The organism is Allobosea sp. GW823-FHT01F03 (assembly GCF_058798075.1).
The window spans coordinates 2,944,477-2,962,563 of the sequence record NZ_CM179505.1; the positions used below are offsets into that span (position 1 = coordinate 2,944,477).

12 protein-coding genes are annotated in these 18,087 nt (G+C 67.7%); 2 read left to right on the forward strand and 10 right to left on the reverse strand.

Annotated features, from left to right (window positions below; translation table 11 throughout):
* Positions 1–29 precede the first annotated feature (29 nt).
* Positions 30–725, reverse strand: a complete 696-nt coding sequence (locus AC3RCC_RS14235) for an NIPSNAP family protein (protein WP_492255672.1) — start codon at positions 723–725, stop codon at positions 30–32.
* 701 nt (positions 726–1,426) lie between these two features.
* Here AC3RCC_RS14235 and AC3RCC_RS14240 point away from each other — a divergent pair.
* On the forward strand, positions 1,427–5,155 hold the full coding sequence (locus tag AC3RCC_RS14240; RefSeq protein ID WP_492255673.1) for a vitamin B12-dependent ribonucleotide reductase: 3,729 nt from the start codon (positions 1,427–1,429) through the stop codon (positions 5,153–5,155).
* 731 nt (positions 5,156–5,886) lie between these two features.
* Positions 5,887–6,786, forward strand: coding sequence for a polysaccharide deacetylase family protein (locus AC3RCC_RS14245; RefSeq protein ID WP_291637934.1), 900 nt, complete (start codon positions 5,887–5,889; stop codon positions 6,784–6,786).
* 23 nt (positions 6,787–6,809) lie between these two features.
* On the opposite strand, the gene AC3RCC_RS14250 is transcribed toward AC3RCC_RS14245, so the two are convergent.
* The 9 genes from AC3RCC_RS14250 to AC3RCC_RS14290 form a co-directional block, all read right to left on the reverse strand.
* Entirely contained in the window at positions 6,810–8,195 is a 1,386-nt protein-coding gene (locus AC3RCC_RS14250; protein ID WP_492255674.1) for an FAD-binding oxidoreductase, read from the reverse strand.
* Positions 8,192–9,634, reverse strand: coding sequence for an aldehyde dehydrogenase family protein (locus AC3RCC_RS14255; RefSeq protein ID WP_492255675.1), 1,443 nt, complete (start codon positions 9,632–9,634; stop codon positions 8,192–8,194). The genes AC3RCC_RS14250 and AC3RCC_RS14255 overlap by 4 nt, the downstream gene beginning before the upstream one ends.
* On the reverse strand, positions 9,631–10,902 hold the full coding sequence (locus AC3RCC_RS14260; protein WP_492255676.1) for a Zn-dependent hydrolase: 1,272 nt from the start codon (positions 10,900–10,902) through the stop codon (positions 9,631–9,633). Before AC3RCC_RS14260 ends, AC3RCC_RS14255 begins: the two co-directional genes overlap by 4 nt.
* An 8-nt stretch (positions 10,903–10,910) precedes the next feature.
* Positions 10,911–12,452, reverse strand: a complete 1,542-nt coding sequence (locus AC3RCC_RS14265) for an acetolactate synthase large subunit (protein ID WP_492255677.1) — start codon at positions 12,450–12,452, stop codon at positions 10,911–10,913.
* Between the two features lie 67 nt (positions 12,453–12,519).
* The gene (locus AC3RCC_RS14270; protein ID WP_291642433.1) at positions 12,520–13,527 is read right to left on the reverse strand and encodes a dimethylarginine dimethylaminohydrolase family protein; all 1,008 of its coding nucleotides are present in this window, start codon (positions 13,525–13,527) and stop codon (positions 12,520–12,522) included.
* A gap of 47 nt (positions 13,528–13,574) precedes the next feature.
* Positions 13,575–15,173, reverse strand: coding sequence for a M20/M25/M40 family metallo-hydrolase (locus tag AC3RCC_RS14275; protein ID WP_492255678.1), 1,599 nt, complete (start codon positions 15,171–15,173; stop codon positions 13,575–13,577).
* Between the two features lie 21 nt (positions 15,174–15,194).
* Positions 15,195–15,989 (reverse strand): ABC transporter permease, encoded by a 795-nt coding sequence (locus AC3RCC_RS14280; protein WP_291642437.1) that lies wholly within the window; start codon positions 15,987–15,989, stop codon positions 15,195–15,197.
* A gap of 4 nt (positions 15,990–15,993) precedes the next feature.
* Entirely contained in the window at positions 15,994–16,875 is an 882-nt protein-coding gene (locus AC3RCC_RS14285) for an ABC transporter permease (RefSeq protein ID WP_291645597.1), read from the reverse strand.
* A gap of 94 nt (positions 16,876–16,969) precedes the next feature.
* Positions 16,970–18,073 (reverse strand): ABC transporter substrate-binding protein, encoded by a 1,104-nt coding sequence (locus AC3RCC_RS14290; RefSeq protein WP_492255679.1) that lies wholly within the window; start codon positions 18,071–18,073, stop codon positions 16,970–16,972.
* Positions 18,074–18,087 lie beyond the last annotated feature (14 nt).

Genomic DNA, 18,087 nt, shown 5'->3' on the forward strand with positions numbered 1-18,087 from the left:
TATGCGGCGCCGAAACCGGCCATCCAGACTCAGCGCAGCAGCGAGCGTGCGGTCGGGATGAGGCGGGCGATATCCGGGGAGCGGCCGCCGCCCACCGAAATCTCGCGCAAGGCCGCCTCGAGCGCGGGGATCGTCTGCGAAACCGCTGGCCGTACGAGCGCGACCGCGACGCATTCTCCTTCGCGCACGGGGAGGCGCGCGAATCCGTTCCTGCTGCGGTCGCTGATCATGCTGGCAAGAATCTCGCCGCCTTCCGCGCGAACCGCTTGCGCAACCAGATTTGCGCTCTCGGCCGCTTCGGTGTCGCTACTCGTCGGCGCGAGATGGTGGATGGCGACCAGATGTGTCCGCCCGTCTTGGCGATCGACGGTTCCCGCGGGCAATCGCCCGAGTCCACTTGGGTCGAAGCCAAGGCCGGGTGCGGCAGGCTTTAGCATCAGCGCGTCGTGCCATGCCAGCATGGTCTCGTTCGCGGCGGGGCCGTGCTCCGCCCAGACCGGCCCACCATAGAAGGCGGGGAGGGCGCGGCTGCGGGCGTCCTGATCGGCAAAGCCGCGGAACCAGACGAACTGGTTGGGCGCCGCGGGATCGCGGAACTGCGCCACGACGCTCATCCCGGCCGCTTCCTGCGTCTCGACGAGGTAAGTGTCGAAGACGCGGATCAGGGTTTCTCGTGCACCGGGCTTCAGGCTGTAGCGGCGCAGTTCGAAGACGGTGTCGGTCATGGCGTTCCCCTGGCTGGTGCTTCCGCTAGGCGGAGGGGCAGCCCAACTCCGTCAGCAGCGTCGTCGGAGCCTTCGCCACGATTCGGTCACGGTTCGGGAGGCGTCCGCGGCCGGTTGCGGGTTCGCGCCAGCCGGCCAAGCGTCGCGCGGATTCAAGCACTTGTGGCGGCTGCCGCAGAGAACGCTTCCAGTAGTGGGTCAGGCGGGCCCCGGTTGAGGGCAGGTTAACCATGGTCCGGTGGATTTTAGGGATTTCGCGAGGCGGCGGATCGTTGCAATCTGGCAACGCAGCGCCGATTCCCCATGCGATTCCTTGGGTTTAGCCGGCTCCTTGAAACTTATCCCCATGATCCACATCTTCCTACCAGATGTCGTGTCCACACTCTTTGTGGCGCACTAATCCTTGACGGCGCGGCCCGATCGGGACTAAATTTTGAGGGTCGCGAGACGGCTGGCGGAGACGCCTTCGATCCCCGCGAACGAGTTCCCAGACGGGTCGAAGTGATCACCGCGGCGCGCCGATATCGGCGACGGCGAACGGCGACCTGCGGCCCGGCTGGTCGCATCCGGAGTTTCGATGGCGGGGTCACACCGCTGCGGGACCCAGGGCATCAAACCGAGTTGGGCTGACATCAGGAGCCGGTGAGCAACCGGCCGCGCGTGGCTTTCCCGAGCCCGCGGCACGCATTGGGGATGAAGACATGCGCATCGAGCGCCGCCACACCGCCGCCGGCCAGTCGCCCTATCAGGCGATCCCGTTCCGCTCGGCCGTCAGCGAGATTCGCAATCCCGACGGTTCGATCGTGTTCCGGCTCGAGGGCATCGAGGTTCCCGAGGCCTGGTCGCAGGTGGCGAGCGACGTGCTCGCGCAGAAGTATTTCCGCAAGGCCGGCGTGCCGGCGGCGCTGAAGAAGGTCGAGGAGAACGACGTCCCGTCCTTCCTCTGGCGTTCGGTTCCCGACGAGGCGGCGCTCGCGGCTCTCCCCGAAGACAAGCGCTACGGCTCTGAGGTCTCGTCCAAGCAGGTCTTCGACCGGCTCGCCGGCTGCTGGACCTATTGGGGCTGGAAGGGCGGCTATTTCTCCTCCGAGGAGGACGCCGCCGCCTTCCATGACGAGCTGCGCTTCATGCTGGCGACGCAGATGGTCGCGCCGAATTCGCCGCAATGGTTCAACACCGGCCTGCACTGGGCCTATGGCATCGACGGGCCGAGCCAGGGCCATTTCTACGTCGACTTCAAGACCGGCAAACTGGTCAAGTCGAAGTCGAGCTATGAGCATCCGCAGCCGCATGCCTGCTTCATCCAGGGCGTGCAGGACGACCTCGTCAACGAGGGCGGCATCATGGACCTGTGGGTGCGCGAGGCGCGCCTGTTCAAATACGGCTCCGGCACCGGCTCGAACTTCTCGATGCTGCGCGGCGAGGGCGAGAAGCTCGCCGGCGGCGGGCGCTCCTCCGGCCTGATGTCCTTCCTGAAGATCGGCGACCGCGCCGCCGGCGCGATCAAGTCGGGCGGTACGACGCGCCGCGCCGCCAAGATGGTGGTGGTCGACGTCGACCATCCGGACATCGAGACCTATATCGACTGGAAGGTGAAGGAGGAGCAGAAGGTCGCGGCGCTCGTCGCCGGCTCCAAGATCGTCCAGAAGGCGATGAAGGCCGTGATGAAGGCCTGCGTCAACTGCGAGGCCGCGGACGATGCCTGCTTCGATCCCGAGAAGAACCCGGCGCTGAAGCGCGAGATCAAGCTCGCCCGCAAGGCGATGGTGCCGGACAACTACATCAAGCGCGTCATCCAGTTCGCCCGCCAGGGCTATACCGACATCCAGTTCGACACCTATGACACCGACTGGGATTCGGAAGCCTATCTCACCGTCTCCGGCCAGAACTCGAACAACTCGGTCTCGCTGACCGACGATTTCCTGCGCGCCGTCGAGACGGACAGCGAGTGGAACCTCGTCGCCCGCACCACCGGCAAGGTGACGAAGACGCTGAAGGCCCGCGACCTCTGGGAGAAGATCGGCTACGCCGCCTGGGCCTCGGCCGATCCCGGCCTGCACTTCAACACCACGATGAACGACTGGCACACCTGCCCGGCCTCGGGACGCATCCGCGCCTCGAACCCGTGCTCGGAGTACATGTTCCTCGACGATACCGCTTGCAATCTGGCCTCGGCCAACCTGCTGCAGTTCTACGACCGCCAGACCAAGGCCTTCGACGTCGAGGGCTACGAGCATCTCTGCCGGCTCTGGACGATCGTGCTCGAGATCTCGGTCGCGATGGCGCAGTTCCCGAGCCGCGAGATCGCCGAGCTCTCCTATGAGTACCGCACGCTTGGCCTCGGCTATGCCAATATCGGCGGCCTCCTGATGACCATGGGCCTCGGCTATGACAGCGACGAGGGCAGGGCGCTCGCCGGCGCGCTGACCGCTGTGATGACCGGCGTCTCCTATGCCACCTCGGCGGAGATGGCGGGCGAGCTCGGCCCGTTCCCGGGCTACAAGAAGAACGCCAGCCACATGCTGCGCGTCATCCGCAACCACCGTACCGCCGCCCATGGCCAAGCCGACGGCTATGAGGGGCTGCAGGTCACGCCGGTGCCGCTCGACCATGGCACGCTGGCGCGCCTCGGCGGCTCCAGCATCAAGCTCTCCGAGCGCGCCCGCATCGTCTGGGACGAGGCGCTGTCGCTCGGCAAGATGTATGGCTACCGCAATGCCCAGGCGACCGTGATCGCTCCGACCGGCACGATCGGCCTCGTGATGGACTGCGACACCACCGGCATCGAGCCCGACTTCGCCCTGGTGAAGTTCAAGAAGCTCGCCGGCGGCGGCTATTTCAAGATCATCAACCGCGCCGTTCCGGACGCGCTGCGGGCGCTCGGCTATCGCGAGGCGGACATCGCCGAGATCGAGGCCTATGCCGTCGGCCACGGTTCGCTGGCGCAGGCGCCGGGCGTCAACCATGGCTCGCTCAAGGCCAAGGGCTTCCCGCAGGACAAGATCGACGCGATCGAGAAGGACCTTAAGGCCGCCTTCGACATCAAGTTCGTCTTCAACAAGTGGACGCTGGGCGAGGATTTCCTCACCGGCACGCTGAAGGTCCCGGCCGAGAAGCTCGCCGACATGTCCTTCGAGCTGCTGCCCTTCCTCGGCTTCACCAAGGCCGAGATCGAGGCCGCCAATGTCCATGTCTGCGGGGCGATGACGCTGGAAGGCGCGCCGCACCTGAAGAAGGAGCACTACAACGTCTTCGACTGCGCCAACCCCTGCGGGCGCATCGGCAAGCGCTATCTCTCGGTCGACAGCCATATCCGCATGATGGCGGCGGCGCAGCCCTTCATCTCGGGCGCGATCTCCAAGACCATCAACATGCCAAACGACGCGACCGTCGAGGACTGCAAGAGCGCCTATCTGCTCTCCTGGAAGCTGGCGCTGAAGGCCAACGCGCTCTATCGCGACGGCTCGAAGCTGTCGCAGCCGCTGAACTCGGCCCTGATCGCCGATGAGGACGACGATGCCGACGACGCGGTCGAGGCGCTGCACCAGCAGCCCATGGCGGCGCGCGCCACGCAGGTCGCCGAGAAGATCGTCGAGCGCATCGTCGAGCGGGTCGAGCGGGTGCGCGACCGCGAGAAGATGCCGGCGCGCCGCACCGGCTACATCCAGAAGGCGGTGGTCGGCGGCCACAAGGTCTATGTCCACACCGGCGAATATTCCGACGGACGCCTCGGCGAGATCTTCATCGACATGCACAAGGAAGGCGCGGCCTTCCGGGCGATGATGAACAATTTCGCCATCGCGGTCTCGCTCGGCCTGCAATACGGCGTGCCGCTCGAGGAATATGTCGAGGCCTTCACCTTCACCCGGTTCGAGCCCTCGGGCTTCGTCCAGGGCAACCAGTCGATCAAGAACGCGACCTCGATCCTCGACTATGTCTTCCGCGAGCTGGCGATCTCCTATCTCGGCCGGCACGACCTCGCCCATGTCGATCCCAGCGAGATCGGCCATGACGTGATGGGCGGCGGCGTCGAGCAGGGCAGGGTGGCACCGGACGCCGTCGCGCCGATCACCGCGACGCCGCTGGCCTCCTCGGGCTTCCGCCGCGGCAAGCCGATCAACCTGCTCGCCATCCAGGGCGGCTCCGCGGCGAATGACGCGGTCGCCCGCTCGGGCGGCAGCGTCACGGCGCTCGCCACGGCCGGCGCGACCGCGCTGAAGGAGGAGCCGGAGGCCTATGGCGAAGAGCAGATGAGCAAGCTCGGCTTCGCCGCGCCCGCCGCCCAGCCGAGCGCCTCAGAGCGCCGGGCCGAGGCGATCATGAAGGGCTATGTCGGCGACAGCTGCGGCGAATGCGGCAACTTCACCCTGGTCCGCAACGGCACCTGCCTGAAGTGCAACACCTGCGGCTCGACGACGGGCTGCAGCTGATTGGTCCGAGTGGCCTTGTGAAGTGCAGCAGGCTCTTCGATGGAGCATGCCAGGTTTGCGCATGAAAAAGCCCGGCTTCGGCCGGGCTTTGATCGTCCAGCCTGACGCAGGCTGGCAGCCGGGGATATGACCGAGCGTCTCTGGCCTTCGCGCCGACGCCGATCCTGTCCGCGATCCTTGCTCCGAGATCGCCCCAATCGATCGGCTTCAAGAAGCTGAGCTTCGGCTCGGCGGCCGCGTGGTTTGGTTCTTGCCCGGCCGCCATCGGCCGCTCGCTGCCGTCGCATTGCGAGGAACTCTCATGGCCGGTCCGGTTCGCTACGCCGCGGGATCGCTCGCCGCGTGAGCCTGCGACGCTTGACAAGCCGGTGCATTCAAACGACCAACGCTTCATTCCGGGGGCGGGCATGATCCCGGAAGTCTAGATCGCCGAGCCTTCCATCGGACGCGGTCACGGTGATCTATCTCATTGTTATCGCATCGGAGTTTTCCGAAAACTGGATTCCACTTTTCGGTCCGATGCTCTAGCCTGCCCGGGTCGCCAGGAGATGCCGTGCATGCCATTACGCATCATCAATGAGCCGGGCTTGGCGGGGGAGCGTCGCACGGCGCCTGACCCGGTGCTTCCGGAACGGCGTTGAGCGCTCCGATCAAGAGTTCTCCGGCCGTCGCAATCGCAGCAGAATCCCGAGCGCGGAAGACAGTGAATTGCAGCCAGGGCCCCCTCTCCGATGATCAGCAACCCGATCCCCTGGCCGAACAAGGCCCGCTGCGCGGTCGCCTTCACCTTCGACATGGATGCGGAGGCCCTGCTCCACGTCAATTTCCGTGAGCAGGCGCCGGAGCGGGTCGCATTGGCCTCGATGCTGCGCTACGAGCCGCAGGTCGCCGTGCCGCGGCTTCTGGAGATATTCCGCCGTTTCGATCTGAGGCAGACCTTCTTCATCCCGGGCTGGTGCGTCGAGGCCTATCCGGAAAGCGTCGAGCAGATCCTCGCGGCCGGCCACGAGCTCGGCCATCACGGCTATCTCCACAAGCGGCCGAATGCGCAGAGCCGGGACGAGGAGGCGGACAGCCTCGGGCGCGGGATCGAGGCCCTGAAGCGGCTGAGCGGGCAAAGACCGGCCGGCTATCGCGCGCCGGCCTACGCCTTTTCCCGGCACACGCTGGAGCTGCTGCAGGAAAGCGGTTTCCGCTATGACAGCTCGCTCATGGGCGACGACCAGCCCTATCTGATCGGCAATGGCCGCGGCGACCTCGTCGAGCTGCCCACCGACATGTCGCTCGACGACTGGACGCAATATGTCTGCATCAAGGAGTTCGGCTACATGCTGCCGATCGCCTCGCCGGAGCGGGCGATGGAGGTCTTCCGGGCCGAGTTCGACGCCGCCTGGCGCCATGGTGGCCTGTGGAACGCCGTCTGGCATCCCTTCGTCTCGGGCCGGCCGTCGCGTGCCGACGCTTTCGCCGGGCTGATCGAATACATGCAGGAGAAGGGCGGCGTCTGGTTCGCTACCCTTGCCGAGATCGCCGCCCATGTCCGCGGCCTCGCCGAACAGGGCATCTGGCAGCCGCGGCGCGATCAGGTCCCGTTCTGGCCCGAGCCCCTGCAGGACAGGGAACTCTCCTGAGATCGGGAGCGGTGGCCGCGAGGTCAGGCCAGGATGCGGCCGCGGTTCAGGATTCCAGCCGGGTCGAGCGCGCATTTCAGCGTTCGCATCAAAGCGAGCTCGGAATCGGAGCGGCTATAGCCGAGATAGGGGCGCTTGAGCACACCGACGCCGTGCTCGGCCGATATGCTGCCCTCGACGTCCCGAACCGTGCCGTACACCAGTTCGGCCAGTCCCTCGAAGCCCGCTCCTTCGGGCGGATGGATCGAGAGATGCAGATTGCTGTCGGCGAGATGTCCGAACAGGATCAGCGCCGCGTCGGGCCTAGCCTCCGCGATCCTGGCGTGCAGGAGATCGACACCCCGCGCCATCGCCGCAAGCGGCAGGCTGATGTCGAAATGCAGGCCCGTCGGCAGGTGCCGGTAGAACTCCGAGCTCGCCTCGCGATAGCTCCAGAAGCGCGCGCGCTCGCGGCTCGACTGCGCGACGAGGACATCGTCGAGCAGCCCGTCCTCGACGAGCTCACCGAGCGCCTCAAGGAACAGGTCGGCATAGGCTTCGCCGGTGGGAAGTGCCGCCTCGACCAGCAAAGTGAGCGCTGGGCCTGATGTGAAGGGCGGCGGCAGCGCCGCATGGGTTTTCGCGGCGGCAAGATAGTCGCGCCACATCGCCTCGAAGGCGAGGAGGCCGCCCGGCAGCTTCGCCTCGAGCCGGTCGAGGACCTGCAGGGCCTCAGCGACGCCCGCGACGGAGCACAGCGCGGTGTGATGGCTCGGCACGGCCGGCTGCAGCGCCAGCAGGACGCGCGTGACGATGCCGAGCGTGCCTTCGCTGCCGATCAGGAGCTGGGTCCAGTCGTAGCCGGCATTGTTCTTGATCACCTTGACGAGCGAGCTGACGATCCGCCCATCCGGCAGCACCGCCTCGAGCCCGAGCACGTTGCGGCGGGTCATGCCGTAGCGCAGGACCTGCACGCCGCCGGCATTGGTCGCGACATTGCCGCCGATGGTGCAGCTGCCGCGCGCGCCGAGATCGACGCCGTAGAGCAGGCCTGCCTCGGCCGCCCGTTGCTGGATCGCCTCGAGCGGCGTGCCGGCGAGGGCGGTCATTGTCCGGCCGAGCGGGTCGAGCTCCTCGATGCCGTTCATGCGTTCGAGGGAGAGCGCGATCTCGCCTTCGACCGGATGCGCGCCACCGGCGAGCCCGGTCAGGCCGCCCTGGACCACGACCGGCAGGCGGAAGCGGTGGCAGATCGCCAGAGCCGCCGAGACCTCGGCCGTGCTGCGCGGCAAAAGCAGCGCCGCCGGTGCGCAAGGCGGCATTCCGGCGCTGTCGGCGCGGTTGCGCGCGGGTACGGCCTCGCCGAGGCGGATCTGCTCCGCGCCGAGGGCGGCGGTGAGGGCCGCCAGCGCATCCGGGGGCAGGCTCACGCCGCGACGCCCTCGCGGCCATGGCCGAAGACCGCCTTGACCTCGAGGAAGTCCTCGAAGCCGAAGACGCCGCATTCGCGCCCGTTGCCGGACTGCTTGTAGCCGCCGAAGGGCACGGCGCTGTCGAGCGGCGCACCGTTGAGATGGACCATGCCCGCCCGCATCCGGCGGGCGATGCGGCGGGCGCGTTCGCGGTCGGCGGAGGTGATGTAGCTCGACAGCCCGTAGGGCGTGTCGTTGGCGATGGCGATCGCCTCCTCCTCGGTATCGTAGGGGATGATCGCCAGGACGGGACCGAAGACCTCCTCGCGCGCGATCCTCATCTCATTGTTCACATCGGCGAAGATGGTCGGGCGGACATAGTAGCCGCGCTCCAGCCCGTCCGGCCGGCCGGGGCCGCCGGTGACGAGCGTCGCACCTTCCGCGATCGCGATGCCGATCAGCTTCTGGATGCGCTCGAACTGGACGGCGCTGACCACGGGCCCCATGGTCGTGCCGGCGGCGCGAGGTGGGCCGACATGCACCGCCTCGGCCGCCTCGCGGGCGAGCGCGACCACCTCGTCATGGCGGGCGCGCGGCACGAGCAGGCGCGTCGGCGCATTGCAGGACTGGCCGCTGTTGCCGAAGCAGCTGCGCACGCTGCGCGGGACCGCGCTGTCGAAATCGGCATCGTCGAGCAGAATGTTCGGCGACTTGCCGCCGAGTTCCTGATGGACGCGCTTGACGGTATCCGCCGCCGCCTTGGCGACGAGGACGCCCGCCCGGGTCGAACCGGTGAAGGAGACCATGTCGATGTCGGGATGCCGCGCCAGCGCCTCGCCGGCGCCAGGCCCGTCGCCATTGATCATGTTGTAGACGCCGGCCGGGATGCCGGCGGCATGGACCATCTCGCTGAAGAGCAGCGCCGAGATCGGCGCGACCTCGCTCGGCTTCAGCACCATGGTGCAGCCGGTCGCCAGCGCCGGGCCGACCTTGCAGGCGATCTGGTTCATCGGCCAGTTCCAGGGCGTGATGAAGCCGCAGACGCCGACCGGCTCGCGCGCGATCAGGGCATCGTTGATGAAGTGGTCGAAGCGGTAGTCGCGCAGCACCGCCAGGGCCTGCTGCAGATGATCGAGCCCGGCCGCGGCCTGGGCCCGGTGCGCCAGTTCGATCGGCGCGCCCATTTCCTGCGAGATCGCCTCGGCCATCTCGTCATGGCGCTTGCGGTATTCCTCGATCAGCGCTTCGAGCAGCTCGATGCGTTCCCGGCGGCTGGTGCGCGCATAGCCGTCGAAGGCTCCCCGCGCCGCGGCGACGGCGGCATCGACATCGGCGCTGCCGGCCAGCGCGATCTCGGCGAAGGGCGTTTCGGTCGCAGGATCGATGACCGGCAGCATGGTGGCGCCGGACGCGGCAACCCAGCGGCCGCCGATGTAGAACTCGCGATGGGATTTCACGGGGCCTCTCCTTGTGGCGCCTCGGCGAGCCGGCGGTCGTAGTCGAGCACGGCCTGGAGCAGAACCTGCGCGCCGGCGCCGCAATCGTCGAAGGAGGCGTCCTCCGCCTCGTTATGGCTGAGGCCTCCGGCGCAGGGCACGAAGATCATCGCCGTCGGCGCGATGCGGGCGATGTAGGCGGCGTCGTGGCCGGCGCCCGAGACGATGTCGCGCATGCGGTAGCCGAGATTGCCGGCAGCCTGGCGCACCGAGGCGATGCAACGGGGATCGAAGGGCACCGGCGGCGAATCCCAGATCCGCGTCAGGGTGCCGGTGACGCCGTGTTCGGCACAGATTGCCGCCAGGGCCTGTTCGATTGCTTTCTCGGTCCGTTCGAGCGCGCCGGAATCGGGATGGCGCAGGTCGATCGAGAGGGAGGCTGCGCCCGGGATGACGTTGCGGGAGCCGGGATGGACCGCGATCGTTCCGACGGTGGCGACGGCACCGGGGCAGGCGCGTGCCGCAGCCTGCACGGCCAGCACCAGCGCGGCCGCGGCGGGGAGGGCGTCCTGGCGCAACCGCATCGGCGTCGAGCCGGCATGCGACTCGCGGCCGGTGATCTCGACATCGTACCAGCGCATGCCCTGGACGCCGGTGACGACGCCGATCGTGTCGCCCTCGGCCTCGAGGATCGGTCCCTGCTCGATATGGAGCTCGAACATGGCGCCGATAGGCGTCGCCCCGATCGCAACCTCGCCGCGATAGGAGATCGCCTCGATCGCCTCGGCGAAGCTCACCCCGTCGCCGTCCTTGCGCGTATCGGCATAGGTCCGGTCGAACACGCCGGCATGGACGCCGGAGCCGAGCATGGCGGGGGCGAAGCGCGAGCCCTCCTCATTGGTCCAGTTGACCAGCATGACGGGCGCATGGGTCTCGTAATCGGCCGCATGCATGGTGCGCAGGCATTCGAGCCCGGCGAGGACCCCGAGCACGCCGTCGAACTTGCCGCCGGTCGGCTGGGTGTCGAGATGGCTGCCCATCGCGATCGGCGGCAGCGCGTTGTTCCGGCCGGGTCTGGTCGCGAACATGTTGCCGACCTCGTCGACATGCACGCTGCAGCCGAGGCTCTCGCATTCGGCCCGGAACCAGTCACGGACGCGGCGATCCTCCTCGCCCAGCGTCAGGCGCCGAATGCCGCCCTTGGCCGTGCCGCCGATCCGGGCGGTCTCCATGAGATCGCTCCAGAGCCGCTTCGCATCGATGCTCAGATTGTTCGCGCGCTTGGTCATCACGTCTCTCAGCAGGGGACTTCGATCAGGAACGGGCCGGGCTGGCTAAAGCTCGTCCCGACCAGCTCGATCAGGCGCTCCACGCTGTCGGCGCGGGCCGCTTCCACGCCCATGCCGCCGGCGAGCTTGACCCAGTCGAGATCGGGGCGGCGCAGGTCGAGCATGTCGAGCGCCGTCCGGCCCGGGTTCAGCGCGCCGACATTGAACAGCTCGGTCTCGAGGCTCTGATAGGCCCGGTTGGCGAAGATGATGTTGGTGACGTTGAGATTCTCGCGCGCTTGCGTCCAAAGGGCCTGCAAGGTGTACATGCCGCTGCCATCGGCTTGCAGCGCGACCGTGCGCCGCTCCGGGCAGGCGACGGCGGCGCCGGTCGCCAGCGGCAGGCCGATGCCGATCGAGCCGCCGGTGAGCTGCAGCCAATCATGCGCGGGAGCGCCGGCCGTGTGCCGGTAGCAGAAGCCCGCCGCATTGATGCTCTCGTCGACGAGGATCGCATCCTCCGGCAGCAGGGCGCCGACGACGGCGGCGGCGGCCTCGGCGCTCAGCGCGCCGGTCGGCAGAGCCGGGCGGGCCGACGCCTGCAGGACCGGCGGCGCGCCGGCGCCGATCAGGTCGGCGAGCCGCTCGAGTGCATCCTCGAGATCGTCCTGCGGCGCTGCGAGCCGATGGACGGAGCACTCCGGCGGCAGGACGAGGCTCGGCTTGCCGGGATAGGCGAAGAAGGCGACCGGCTCCTGGGTGCCGACCAGGACGACGCGGCGCACCTCGCCGAGCTGCGCGAGCGCGTCGGTGACCGGGTAGAAGACGCGTTCGAGCGCGACGCGCCCGGCGCCGCGCGCGATACGGGCATTGGAGGTCGGCGCCATCAGGCGCGCGCCATGCGTCTGTGCGATCCGGCTCGCCAGCTCCAGCGGCCGGGCGCGCAGGGCGCGGCCGCCGACCAGCAGCAGCGTCGGCTCGCCGGAGTGCAGGGCGGCAGCGGCCTCCTTCAGCGCCTCGTCCGAGACTTTCGGGCGCGTCGGCAAGGCGAGGCGCGGCGCCGGGCCGTCGGACTCGTTCCAGGCGGTATCAGCGGGCAGGATCAGGGTTGCGACCCCGCCGGCGCCGGAGAGCGCCGCTGCAACCGCCTCGGCGCCGTCGCGGGCGACCGCGCGGGCATCCTTCGAGGTCCGGACCCAGTCCGACATCGGCCGGGCAACGCCCTCGACATCGGAGCTCAGGGGCGCGTCGTAGATAGCGTGGTGCGTGGCATGGTCGCCGACGATGTTGACGATCGGCGTATTGGCCTTGCGGGCGTTGTGGAGATTGGCGAGCGCATTGCCGAGGCCGGGGCCGAGATGCAGCAGGGTCGCGGCCGGCTTGTCGGCCATGCGGGCATAGCCGTCGGCAGCGCCGGAGACGACGCCCTCGAACAGCCCGAGCACGCAGCGCATGCCGGGGACACGGTCGAGCGCCGCGACGAAATGCATTTCAGACGTGCCCGGATTGGCGAAACACGTATCGATCCCGCTGGCGATCAGCGTCCTGACCAGGCTTTCCGCGCCGTTCATATCCTGTAGTCCCGCCTTGTCCTGCCGGAGGAATGGAGGGGCCGGGCGAGAGCCCGGCCCCGAGTGATCAGAGCGGATCGCGAATCAGCGGCGAGGTCGAGCAGTGGATACCGCCGCCGCCGAGCGCGACCTTGTCGTATTCGACGACGCGCACGGAGATGCCCGCCTTGTCGAACTTCGCCTGCGTGCGCTCGGAGAGGCCGCCGGCCATGATCACCCGGCCCGGGCGCACGGCGAGGCAGTTGATGACCCAGTTGCCGTCATCCGGGCAGACCTCGATCTGGCGGATGCCGAGCTGCTTCAGCCGCTCGAGGAACCAGAAGGGCAGCAGCGTCGGATTCACGAACGCCGTCTCGGCGTCGATCATCACGAACATGCCGTCGATATGCAGGCGATAGCCGGTGAGCTCGACCCGCAGCAATTCGACCCCGTGGACACGCAGCACTTCCTCGAGCTGGCGCGCGCCTTCCTCGTTGACGCGGCTCGACAGGCCGATGACCGCGACCTTCGGCGTGATGAAGGCGAAGCTGCCGCCTTCCATCAGGCCGGTGCCGCCGATGGTCCGCAGGATCGGCATGCCGAGCTTGGCGAGGGTGCGCGTGACCGGCAGCTCCTCGCCGCGGCGGATCGGCGGGCCGAGACGGGTGACGATGGCGCCGCCATCGATGGCGATGACGCTGTCGCGGGTGTAGACGGACTTCATCTTGCCCGGCGCGCATTCGTCGAGGAAGACGACCTCGGCCCCTTCCTCGCGCAGCGCGGCGACGAGGTTGTCATGCTGGGCCTGCTGGGCCGGAAGATCGGGGATCGTGTCGCCGCGCCAGTACCAGCCCTGCTCGGGATCGCCGAAGGCGCCGATGTCGGGGATACGCTTGGCGGGATCGACGATGTTCAGCTCCGGGCCGGGCCGGTGCATCAGCACCTTGCGGATCTGGCCGACATCGTTGTTGCAGCCCCAGCGCTGCCCCCAGACCTCGACCTGCTCGGACTCGGCCTCGAAGGCCGGTTCGGCCCGCGAGGCGAAGGTCTTGATGAGCATGTTGTAGCGGTATTCGTGTTCCGAAATGATCGACATGGTCTTCTCCTGAATCCGGCGCTGAACTGATCTCTCGCAGCTGGGGCTCAGCCGGCAGCGGTCGGAATGGTCCATTCGTCGCCACGGGCGGTGGTGACGTATTCCGGCCAGCGATAATTGACGGGCGCCTCGAAATCGGCCGGCAGCAGCGGCGCGACCCACTTCTCGCCGCCGATGCCGCCGCCGGTGCGCTCCTTGAACTCCGCCTGCGCCGCGGCGAGGCTGGTGCCGTCGGTCAGGAGGTCGATGATGGTGGTGGCGATGACCTTGGCCGCGGTGCTCCACATCGGGTCGATGCAGGCCGGCATGCCGCCCATGGCATAGCGGGTCCATTCCGGATAGCGGTAGCCGGGCGGGGCCTTGAGGGTCGGGCGGCCGACATAGAGCCGCACCGTCGGCGCATGCCATGTGTAGTCGACATAGTCGTCGGCAGCGAGGTTCTTCTGCCAGGACGGCAATTGCGCGCGGAACGCCTCCTCGCCCTCCCAGGGCGCCGTCAGGCGCTGGATCTCCGGCATGAACGGGTCGTCCATCGGCTCCAGGCCGAGATTGCGCTGGATCTCGCGGCCGAAGTTGCGCGCTTCCTCGCCCCATTGCGGCGCGCCGATCGCGGAAAAATTGCGCCAGGCCGCCTGCGCCATCGCATGGTTCGGCAGGCCGGCGCGGGTACGGGTGATCCAGGCCGGTGTGACCGTGCAGTGGCTCATCGCGGCGCAATGCTCGGCATTGCGGTCGAGCACCGCGAAGACGCGCTCGCACATGTCGAGCGTCGGGGCGCGCAGCGAATACTGGATCTGGGCGAGGCCGGGGGCGAGATTGTCGGCTGCGGCATAGCCCGCCTGGATGATGTGCTCGTTGAGCGTCCAGCTGCCGTGATGCGGCAGCATCGACTCCTTCATGTACTTGGACGAGGTGTACATCAGGCAGACCGCGTCGATCGCGCCGGGTGCGCGCGCGGTCGAGTGGCTGTGGGCCACGCCGGCAAAGGCGCCGGTCTGCTGCCAGGTCTCCGGGTTCGGGCATTCGAAGGTGTAGACGCGGCTCCAGTAGGGGGCGCTGTGGGTGTCCCAGAAGCAGCTGTTCGCCAGTGCCGGGAACGAATGCGGGTGGAAGCTGATCGCCGCGTCGAGATCGTCGTAATAGCCCTTTGCCGCGTGCACCGGCTTGGAGCCGCACATCTTCTCGGCCGGCTCGCCGAAGAACTTGATGCGACCCTTGATGCCGTGCTTCTGCATGGCGTGCTTGGCGGCGAGGAAGCCGGCGAACGCGCCGATCCCGAGCGCCGAATGCGGATCGGTATGGCCGGCGGCGTGGCGGCTGACGCCCTCGCGCGGCTTGCGGAAGGGCACGGCCTCCTGCGAGGTGCCGGGCACGGCGTCGTATTCGGCATAGCCGCCGATGGTCGGGCCCTCGCCATTCGACCATTCGGCGCAGAACGCCGTCGGCATGCCGCCGGAACCTTCCTCGACAGTGAAGCCCTCGGCGCGCAGGCGCTCGACATACCAGGCGGCGGAGCGGTACTCGCGCCAGGACGGCTCATGCAGGTCCCAGATCGTCATATGGTCGGCGGAGAGACGCTCCGCGTTCTCTTTCAGCCAGGCGAGCGCGCTCTGCTTGTCGGCGCCAAAATCGCTGATGTCGGACATGGTTCTGCCTTTTCGGATGGTTCAGTTCGCGCGCCGCGAGCGCACATAGGCGTCCGCACACAGAAGGCTGACGGTGACGGCGATGAGGACCGCCGCGACGGCGGCCATGGTCGGATCGAGCGCCTCGTTGATGCCGTCCCACATGCGGCGCGGCAGGGTGAAGACGGCGCGACCGGCGATGAAGAGGGCGAGGACGAGCTCGTCCCAGCTATGGATGAAGGCGAAGATCAGACCGGAGACGACGCCGGGCATGATGTTCGGGATGATCACCAGGCGCAGCGTCTGGCCCATGCTGGCGCCGAGGCTGAGCGAGGCCTGCTCGAGGCGCGGGTCGAAACCGGCGAGCGCGGTCGAGACCGTGATCACCACATAGGGGACGCCGGTGACGGCATGGGCGATGATCAGGCCGGTATAGGTGTCGAGCAGGCGCAGATCGATCCAGAACTGGTAGATGCCGAGCGCGTAGACGATGGTCGGCACCATGATCGGCACCAGCATCAGCATGCGGACGAAATCGCTGGCCCGGTTGCCGAGGCGCCAGCAGCCGATGGCGCAGAGCGTGCCGGCGACGACGGCCACTGCCGTCGACACGCAGGCGATGATGAAGCTCTGCAGGATGCTGACGAGCCAGGGGCCGCTGCTGAACAGGTTCCGGTAATACTGGAAGGAGACCTCCGATTCCGGCAGCGAGAGATAGTGCCGGTCGGTCACCGAAACCGCGAAGACCACGGTGATCGGGAGGACGAGGAAGCAGATGATCAGCCACGCGAACGAACGCGTCATGATCGAGATGTTGCCGAAGCCGTTGCCGGTCATGAGCTTAGCCCGCTCCGAAGAGTTTACGCAGATTGACCAGCCGGCTCAGCGCTGCGAGCAGCACGCCGATGACGATCAGCAGCACGGCGGCGAGCATGCTGGCGACGCCCCAGCGCACGACCTCGAGGATCTGGACCTTGATGTATTCGGCGATCATCAGCGTCTTGCCGCCGCCTAGCAGGGCCGGGGTGACGAAGAAGCCGAGCGAGAAGATGAAGACCAGGATGCTGGCGCCGACGACGCCGGGCAGGGAAAGCGGCAGGAACACCCGCCAGAAGGCTTCGAACCGTGAGGCGCCGAGGCCGCGCGCGGCGGCGATGCAGCGCTGGTCGATGTCGCGCATGTTCGAGAAGATCGGCAGGATGCCGAGCGGAAGCATGTAGTGCACCATGCCGATCATGACGCCGGTCTCGTTCCAGATCAGGCTCAGCGGCGAGTCGGTGACCCCCGTCGCCATCAGCGCGGAATTGATCAGCCCTTCGCGGCGCAGCAGCACGAACCAGGCGAAGGCGCGCACCAGCACGGAAATCCACAGCGGCACGAGCACGCCGAGGAACATCCAGCGCTGGACTCTCGGGGAGGAGTGCACGAGCGCATAGGCGACGACATAGGCCAGCAGAAGCGTGAAAATCGTCGTCAGCACGCTGATGCGGGCCGTGGTCCAGAGCATGCGCTGGATCGAGGCGCTGCTGGCGAGCAACTCGTAATTGTCGAGGCCCGGAGCCGGCACCGTGACGCTCATCCAGAGCACGCGGCCGATCGGGTAGATGTAGAAGACCCCCATCAGGAGGAGAGCCGGCGCGATCAGCAGCCAGTAGCGCGTCTGGGGCGACGCGAAGAGGCCGAGACCGGCCCGGCTGCGCGCTGAGTCGGCAGGAGCAGTCATCACATGTCCGATCGGGTGGGAAAGCGCCCTCGGGCGCGGTCATGCCCACCTTGCGGAGGGCATGACCTGTCGCGCGTCGGGTGACGCGCAGCCGTTACGAGGAGATCAGGTCCAGGAAGCTCTGGAACGTCTTCGAATGGTTGGCCTTGTACCATTCGGCGTTGATCTTGGCCTGGATCGCGGCGTTGGCAGCGTCGGAGGGGTTCTTCTTCTTGAGTTCCGCCGGCACGAGCGCATCGGCCGCAGGGTTCGAGGGGCCGTTGCCCATCGCCGCCAGGAGCTTCACCTGTCCTTCAGGCTGCTGCATCGAGGCGATGGCGCGCATCGCTTCCTTGCCGGCGGGGTTGCCCTTGGGCACGACCCAGAGGCCGGGCTGGAGCAGGCCGTCCTTGAAGGTGTAGGTGACGCGGCCCTGCGTCTCGTCGGCGAGCACGTTGGCGCGGGTGTGCCAGAGCAGGCCCATCACGCATTCGCCGTCGCGCATCAGGCTCTGGCTTTCCGAGCCGCTGTTCCAGAACAGCAGATCCTTCTTGATCGTCGCGATCTTGGCGAAGGCGCGCTTGACGTCGAGCGGGTAGAGCTTGTCCTTCGGCACGCCGTCGGCCATCAGGGCGAGCTCGAGCATCGCCTGCGAGTCCTTGCGCATCATGCGCCGGCCCGGATATTTCTTAGTGTCGAAGAAGTCCGCAAGCGTCGGCTCGCCCGAGACCTTGCTCTTGTCCCAGGCCAGGACCGAGCTGAACATGTAGTTCACCACGCCTTCGTCATAGGCAAAGGTGGGGTCCAGCTTCTTCTTGTCGACGATCGAGTAGTCGATCTTCTCCAGCGCGCCGTGCGGGCCGAGCTCGGCGAGGGTCGTGATGCCGGCGTCGCAAATGTCCCAGGTGACATGGCGCGACTGGACCATGGTGAGGATCTTGCCGTTCAGCGCGCCGCTGCCGTCGAGCACGATCTTGCCGCCCTGGGCGGCGAAGGGCTTCACGAAGGCCTCGTCGAAGGCCTTCATCGCGACGCCGCCGAAATTGACCAGCACGACTTCCTTGCCGCTCTGGGCCCGTGCGGCGCCGCCGCCAAGTGCCAGCGCTGCCGGCGCGACGCCGAGCGCGAGCGCGCTGCGGATCAGGTCGCGGCGCGTCTGGCCGCTGCCGAGTTCGGCCGCAAGGGCCCTGCAATCTTCCGCGAAGCTCTGCTTTTCCATCATGATCCCCTGTT